The 7552-nt window shown below is 66.7% G+C and carries 4 protein-coding genes and 3 pseudogenes; 4 read left to right on the top strand and 3 right to left on the bottom strand.

The genetic code is table 11. The features are described from left to right. Window positions 1-102: 102 nt before the first annotated feature. Window positions 103-1488, bottom strand: coding sequence for an MFS transporter (locus ACFVYE_RS40680; RefSeq protein WP_383978143.1), 1386 nt, complete (start codon window positions 1486-1488; stop codon window positions 103-105). An 821-nt stretch (window positions 1489-2309) separates the two neighbouring features. After that, the gene (locus ACFVYE_RS40675) at window positions 2310-2519 is read right to left on the bottom strand and encodes a hypothetical protein (RefSeq protein ID WP_383978148.1); all 210 of its coding nucleotides are present in this window, start codon (window positions 2517-2519) and stop codon (window positions 2310-2312) included. Here ACFVYE_RS40675 and ACFVYE_RS40670 point away from each other — a divergent pair. Next, a pseudogene (locus ACFVYE_RS40670) lies at window positions 2466-2723 on the top strand (site-specific integrase); the annotation flags it as partial. The gene ACFVYE_RS40675 and the pseudogene ACFVYE_RS40670 overlap by 54 nt on opposite strands. A 582-nt stretch (window positions 2724-3305) precedes the next feature. Here the strand turns inward: ACFVYE_RS40670 and ACFVYE_RS40665 are convergent. Further along, window positions 3306-3536 (bottom strand): annotated as a pseudogene (locus tag ACFVYE_RS40665) (hypothetical protein); the annotation flags it as partial. Between ACFVYE_RS40665 and ACFVYE_RS40660 the strand changes: the two are divergent. The 3 genes and pseudogenes from ACFVYE_RS40660 to ACFVYE_RS40650 all read left to right on the top strand — a co-directional run. After that, window positions 3426-4052 (top strand): hypothetical protein, encoded by a 627-nt coding sequence (locus tag ACFVYE_RS40660; protein ID WP_389608647.1) that lies wholly within the window; start codon window positions 3426-3428, stop codon window positions 4050-4052. The pseudogene ACFVYE_RS40665 and the gene ACFVYE_RS40660 overlap by 111 nt on opposite strands. A 391-nt stretch (window positions 4053-4443) precedes the next feature. Continuing rightward, window positions 4444-7242, top strand: a complete 2799-nt coding sequence (locus tag ACFVYE_RS40655) for a GH92 family glycosyl hydrolase (RefSeq protein ID WP_383978140.1) — start codon at window positions 4444-4446, stop codon at window positions 7240-7242. A gap of 168 nt (window positions 7243-7410) precedes the next feature. After that, window positions 7411-7552 (top strand): annotated as a pseudogene (locus tag ACFVYE_RS40650) (IS6 family transposase); the annotation flags it as partial.

The following is a 7552-nucleotide window of genomic DNA, read 5'->3' as shown; positions in this document are numbered from 1 at the left end:
CCCCTGCCCGAGTCCCCACCGTGTTTCTACCCCCGGCCCCCGCTGTCACACCCGGCGCGGGCGGGGGGGCCCGGGGCCCGGGCCCCCCCGGGCGAGCACGGCTCAGACGGTACGGGCGTCGGCCGGCAGCGCCGTGGGTGCGTCCGGCTCCGCGGCAGCCCCCTCGATGTCCGCGAGATCCCGGTTCCTGGTCTCCTTGGCGCAGGCGACCGCCAGCACGGTGATGAGTGCCGCGGCGATGACATACAGCGAGATGGGGGTCGAGCTGTGGAAGTCCGCGAGCAGCGCGGTGGCGATGAGCGGCGCCGGGGCCCCGGCCGCGACCGACGAGAACTGGGCACCGATCGACGCACCCGAGTACCGCATCCGGGTCGCGAACATCTCCGAGAAGAAGGCCGCCTGCGGCGCGTACATCGCCCCGTGGAAGATGAGCCCGACCGTGACGGCGAGCAGCAGACTGCCGAAGCTGCGGCTGTCGATCAGCGCGAAGAACGGGAACATCCACAGCCCCACGCCGATCGCACCGACGAGATAGACGGGCTTGCGCCCGACCCGGTCCGACAGCGCGCCCCACATCGGGATGACCGCGAAGTGGATGGCCGAGGCGATGAGCACCGCGTTGAGCGCCGTCTGCTTGCTCAGGTCCGCTGCTGTGGTCGCGTAGACGAGGATGAACGCCGTGATCACGTAGTAGCTGATGTTCTCCGCCATCCGGGCTCCCATGGCGATCAGCACATCGCGCCAGTGGTGTCGCAGCACTGCGACGAGCGGCATCTTCTCGGCCGCCGCGGCGACCGCCTTGCGCTCCTCGGCCTGTGCCAGCGCTGCCTTGAACACCGGTGATTCATCGACAGAGAGGCGAATCCACAAGCCGATGACCACCAGCACACCGGAGAGCAGGAACGGTATGCGCCAGCCCCATGCCCCGAAGGCCGAGTTCGACATCAGCGCGGTGAGTGCGGAGAGCACCCCGGTGGCGAGCAACTGCCCGGCCGGCGCACCCGTCTGTGGCCAGGAGGCCCAGAACCCGCGCCGCTTGGCGTCCCCGTGCTCCGACACGAGCAGCACGGCCCCGCCCCACTCACCACCGAGAGCGAAGCCCTGCACCAGCCGCAGGACGGTGAGCAGTACAGGGGCCGCGGCCCCGACCGTGGCGTGCGTCGGCAACAGTCCGATGGCGAATGTCGCTCCACCCATCATCAACAGGCTGAGCACCAGCAGCTTCTTGCGGCCGAGCCGGTCGCCGTAGTGCCCGAACACCAGGGCACCGAGCGGCCGGGCGGCGAAGCCGACCGCGTAGGTGAGGAAGGAGAGGAGCGTGCCGACGAGCGGCTCGGACTCGGGGAAGAACAGCTTGTTGAAGACCAGCGCGGCAGCTGATCCGTACAGGAAGAAGTCGTACCACTCGATGGTGGTGCCGATGAGGCTTGCGGCGACGATGCGCTTGAGCGAGCGGGTGGTCGGCGGGGCGGATGCCGAGGCAGCCATGAACACCACTTCCGGACGTTGGCGGGGACGGTTTCGTGTCGCCACACCGTAGGAATGGGCAGGTCAGAGGCACATGTGGCGGGACACCATAGTTCCCTGGCCGGGTGTGCGCGGGGCCACCATGACAGGCACGTCGAGACTGCTTCGAGGACCGTATTGAAGGCCCGCAGGTGCCTGTCAGGATTGCGCTATTAGGCATGGTTTATTGCCCTGGTGCTGACTCCCGTGCTGGTTTGGTGCTGACCTGAAACCGCATGCCAGCACCCCTGATCACCTGTCCCGTGCTGACTTGGTGCTGACTACGCAGCGTTGAACTTCGGCATTCGGGGCGGATCGGGCGGGTAGTGTTCTCCCCTTCCGCGCGCCTGCGGTCAGGCCTGGCGGGTTTCTGCGGAGCCGGCCATGGTTGGTGGGACGTGGTCCCGCACCGGCAGGCCCCCGCACCGTGAAACCCATACATAGGCGGCCGGATGAACCCACGCGACCACACCCATGCCCCGCCAACCGCCGCTTCACCACCATCGACCCGGAACCCTCCACGGCCGGAACGCCCAACTCCTCGCCGTACGCCTATGTCAACAACGCCCCCAACCAGTCCGCCCCCCTCCAGCCGCTGCCTCCTGTGCTTCTCCGCAGTAATCGGCGAACCGTCGCCACGCGGTGTGAGACCAACGCGGCTGGTTACCGGAGCCAGCAAGCAGCCGGGCAGCGGCAGCGCATCGGACAGGCCATCGACTACGCCGACGTCCCCCGCGACGACATCGCCCCCGTCCTCGCGGAACTCGTGCGCCAGCCCGGCATCCGCCGCCGCATCCTCGAACTCACCGCAGGACCCACCCCCATCGCGGACGCCGTTGCCTGCGCAGTTGCAGCTCCAGGTCGCAGGTTCCGTGGTGGCCGATGCCCGTCATGTCCCCCGTGAAGCCGGGGATGAGGTCGACCTCTTTCGGGGCGGCTTTGAGGTAGACGAGTGTGCGAAGCCGCGGCAGTGGCAGGCGGAGCGCAGGGATGGCTTCCATGTGCTGAGGCACACGTACACCTCGATCGTCCTTGAGGGTGGGGAGTCCGTGGTGACACTGGCCAGGTGGCTGGGGCACTCGTCTGTAACCATCACGCTGGACCACTATGCCCACTTCGTGCCGGAGGCGCGTTGCCCGATCGACAGTCTGCTCGATGGTCAGGCCAATGGGGACATGGTTCCAAACTCCGCAGATTTTCCCCCGGCTCGTTCGTGAGCGCGCTATCTGCGCGTCTGCACGTGTTCAAGTGACAAGGATTCAGGGCATGCTCACTGCTTGTCCCAGTCTCCAGGGCTCCTTCGTCATGAAGTTGTCTACCACGTCGCGCCGACCTGGAGCGATGCAGCTTCAGTCGCCTCTGACCAGCGCAGAAGAATCTTTCAGGGTCTTTCAGGGGCGTGCAGTCTTATGTAGTCGATTCTCCCCAGACGCTCCCCAGCAGCGCTGATCCTCCCCAGACGCTCCCCAGCAGCGCTGATCCTCCCCAGATTCTCCCCAGGGAGGGCCGCCGTGACGGACGGCGGGAGACGAAACTTGGCGCTGTCGCAGGCACGCTGAGTGACTGTAGCGGGCGCTCAGCCGGAATCCCAGGGGCGATCTCGGCTCCAAGATCTCCGCCCTGTGCGTACCCGTCCCTCCGAAGGCACTGCGTCCGGCCACTGATAGCGAGATGGCTGCCCGCCCTGGGCCGTGACGGTCCCACCTGGCACAGGTTGTAGATGGCGTCTTGCGTGGTCCAGGTGGTCCACGCCGGGGCGATTCGCGCAGGTCATGGCCCTCTGGTCCAGTCGCGTCCACCTGGTGGGTCATGGAGACCATTGCGGGTGTGTTGCCGGGCTCCCAGCCGACGGTGATCAGGCCCTCGCCGGCGAGGTAGGTGCAGGCGGCGGCCAGGTCCTGTTCCGGGATGTGGAGGTCGTGTCCGAGTTTCGCCCCGGTGATGCCGAGGAGGCGGTTGCCTTCGGTGGCTTCGTACAGGTCGTTGAGGATCTGCTGGCGGTAGGTTTTCCGCTCGCGGAGTGTGGCCATGGCCGCGTCCTTTCGTGCGTGGTGTGTGCCCCGGTCCGTCAGGTCTCATCGGCGTGGGCGCCGGTGCCGACGTTGGCACCCGGCCAGGCACTGTTCGCCCGACCCCGCACCCTCCACGCCTACCTCCGCGGTACCGGTGTGGAGATCATGGCGAACTCCGACAACGTCCTGCGCGGCGGGCTGACGGCCAAGCACATCGACCTCGCCGAACTCCTGGCCGTCACCGACTTCACCCCCTCCACGGCCGAACTGGTGCGGGCCGTGGAGGGGGCCAACGGGGAGGACCTGTACCCCACCCCGGCGGCCCAGTTCCAGCTCACCCGAATCCGCCGCGGTGTCGAAATCAACGCTCCCGGCCCAGGCGCGCTGCTGTGCGTCGAGGGCGAGCTCACTGGCGAACGCGGGTCGGCGCGCGAGACCCCGCGCCGGGGCGAGGCGCTGTTCATCCGCGCCGCGGGCGGCCCACTGCGTGTGGGCGGAACCGGGCTCGCGTTCCGTGCCGCAGTACCCTCCTGATCAGCACTCACCACCGTCCCATCCCGCCACGAGTTGGACAAGGTCAGGTGTCAGGGAGGGCCCGACGATGTTCGATGCGGTCCTGCCCGGCAATGGCCTGATCGCGAGAGCCATCCGTGCATGTTTCGCATGAGAAATGCGTGCATGTGATCAAACAAACCATGACCACGCATTTTTCTTGCTACAAGGCCTTGCTCAGTATGCGCCTGGCCAGTTAGATGTGGGCAATTGCTCGGGTGCCTGGGCGGTCGCTGTGGCCACCTACCGCGGCGGCCGGTCGGTCGACCGGCACGACCGGGGGCCTGCGGCAAGCACCTTGTAGATCTCCTCAGGCTCCGTTCCCAGAGCTCTTGACAACGTTGTCTATCGATTTTCCACTCTGGAGGCATTGATGAACACAAGCCGGTATACGGACAGTCCGGGGAGAGCCCCGGCCCGGACTTCGCTCGCGAGACGCGCGAAGCGGGCCCCCAGGGGGCTGGCAGCCCTGATCGCGGGCGGACTGCTGGCCGCATTGGTCCCGTGGATCGGCGCGACAGACCCGGCGGCCGCAGCGCCGTCCGAGGCGACTGCGGCGTCCAACGTCACGCATGTCAATCCCCTCATCGGGACGGCGGGCGCCAACAGCACCGAGTACGGGGGCATGATCCCCAGTACGGCGCCCCCTTTCGCGATGACCCGATGGTCGCCGATGACCCGCACCAACTACGTCAGCAGGCTGCCCTACCACCACAACGACACGAAGATCACCGGGTTCATCGGCACGCATCAGCCGGCGATCTGGATGGGCGACTCCGGCTATGTGGTGGGCATGCCCGGAATCGGTGCGGTCAAGACGGCCGCGGCGGATCGAGGCCTGCCCTTCACTCACGCCGATGAGACTGCCGCGCCGGACAAGTACACGGTGAACATGACTCCTGCGCCCGGGCAGGTACTCAAGGCCGAACTCACCGGAACCTCCCGGGTCGGTCACCTGCGGCTGACCTACCCGAAGGGGGTCGCGACGAACTTCGTGATGCAGGCCACCCGGTCCGGCATCACGGGGAATGTGCACATCGACCCGGCCAAGAAGGAGATCACCGGCTACAACCCCGACCGTCAGGACAGCAAGCTCGGCCCGTCCAAGGCACCTGGCTTCAAGGGGTACTTCGTCGCGCGTTTCGACACCGCATTCGACAGCTACGGCACGGCCAAGGGTGCGACTCGGTTCGACGGGGAGGGCGACCGCACGGACCAGGACCTCGCAGGCTACGTCCGGTTCCCCGCCGGCAGCGAGAGGGTCAACGTCCGGATCGCGACCTCGTTCATCTCGGTGGACCAGGCGCGGGCCAACCTCAATGCAGAGGTTCCCGACGGCCAGAGCTTCGATGCGACCGCGGCCAAGACCAGGGCCGCCTGGGCCGACAAGCTCGACCGCGTCGACATCTCCGGCGCCACGCCCGACCAGCGCACCACTTTCTACACCAGCATGTACCACGCGTTGCAGTACCCCTCGGAGATGTCCGAGCAAGGCCGCTACTACAGCGCCTACGACGACCAGGTCCACGACGGCGTGAGCTACACCGGATACTCGCTCTGGGACACCTTCCGGGCGCAGAACGCTTTCCTCACTCTCTTCGCTCCGGAACGCATCGACGACATGGTCACCTCGATGCTTCAGGACTACAAGCAAAGCGGCTGGCTTCCCATGTGGAAGAACTTCGCCGAGACCAACATCATGGTGGGCACGAACGCCGACTCGATCATCGCGGAGGCCATCGCCAAGGGCTTCGACGGGTTCGACCGGGACCTCGCCTACGAGGCCGTCCGCAAGAACGCGATGACGCCTCCCGACAAGGACACCGAGTTGTGGTGGGGCGACCGGCAGGAGGGAACGCCCGCCGAGGCGCGCGCAGGCCTGACGACGTACAAGCAGAACGGCTGGGTCGCCGCCGACCGCACCGCGGAAGCAGGCAGCCGCACCCTTGACTACGCCTACGAGGACTGGGCCGTCGCACAGGTCGCCAGGGCCGCCGGCAAGACCGACGACGCCAAGTTCTTCCTGGACCGCAGCAAGAACTACAAGAACCTGTACAACCCCACGACGGGCTTCATGCAGGCCCGCAACTTCGACGGTTCCTGGAACAACGGCGGCTGGACCGAGGGTGACAAGTGGGTTTACACCAACGATGTCATGCATGACGTCCCTGGCCTGATCGCCCTGAAGGGCGGCGACGCCAAGTTCACCGAGTGGCTCGACAGCTACTTCGACGGCGGGCACAACAACCACACCAACGAGCCCAGCCACCACTCTCCCTACCTGTACGACTACGCCGGCCGGCCATGGAAGACCCAGGAACTGGTCCGCCAGATCGCCGACGAGAACTACCACGCCGCCCCCGACGGTCTCTCCGGCAACGACGACTGCGGTCAGATGTCCGCCTGGTACCTGTTCTCCGCGATGGGTTTCTACCCCGTCAACCCGGCCTCCGGTGAGTACGCGGTGGGCAGCCCCCTGTTCGACAAGGTCACGCTTCGGCTGCCCGGGACCACCAAGCCGCTGGTGATCAAATCCAAGGGCGCAGAACTCAAGCCGTACGTGAAGGGACTCAGCCTCAACGGCAAGAGCATCACCAAGCCGTTCCTGAGCCACTCCGACCTCACCGGCGGTGGAAACCTCAAGTTCACCATGAACGCGGCGCCGCAGAGCTGGGGCGCTTCGACCACCCCCCCGCCCGCGAAGCCCGTGAATCTCGCCGCCCACAAGCCGGTCACGATGATCAACGGCACCCCGGCAACCGGCTGGGGCAAGCCCACCGAGAACGCCGTCGACGGCAATCTCACGACCATGGCACAGTCGACCACCAGCGATCCCTGGAGCATGAAGGTCGACCTGGGCGCCAGCACCGCGGTCAGCCGGATGGAAGTCAACCCCGACTGGGAGAACTACCCGACAAGTTATGACCTCAAGGTCTCGCAGGACGGCACCAACTGGACAACCGTGGCCGGCGAAGCCGACTCCGGCGGCACCACCGACTGCGCCGCCCACGGCGTCCAGAAATGCGGCCAGCCGCACTCGTACACCTTCCCCAAGGTCAAGGCCCGCTACGTGCTCCTGAGCGTCAACAGCTGGGTCTCCGCCAAGACCGGCGCACCCGCCACCGGATACGGCTGGGGCCTCAACGAGTTCGGCGTCTTCGCCACCAACTGAGGACCGGACCGGCCGGACAGCTGCCTGCCGAGCAGCTGTCCGGTGCTGTTCATCGGCACGAACACGAGCAACGCCACCGAGAATGTCGACCGCATGTCGCCGGGGCACTGTCACGTTGGCTGACGGGTGGGATGATCTTCGGGTTGATCATGGTGGAGGGGGTTGTCCGTGGGCAGTACGCCGCCGTCGTACAAGGGGCACCGGTACCCGGTCGGGGTGATCTCCCACTGCGTGTGGCTGTACTTCCGCTTCCCGTTGTCATTCCGTGAGGTGGAGGAGCTGATGCTGCAGCGCGGCATCAGCGTCTCCT

It is taken from the genome of Streptomyces sp. NPDC058239 (genome assembly GCF_042882185.1).
Taxonomy (GTDB): domain Bacteria; phylum Actinomycetota; class Actinomycetes; order Streptomycetales; family Streptomycetaceae; genus Streptomyces.
This window is presented reverse-complemented; position numbering and strand designations above follow the sequence as displayed.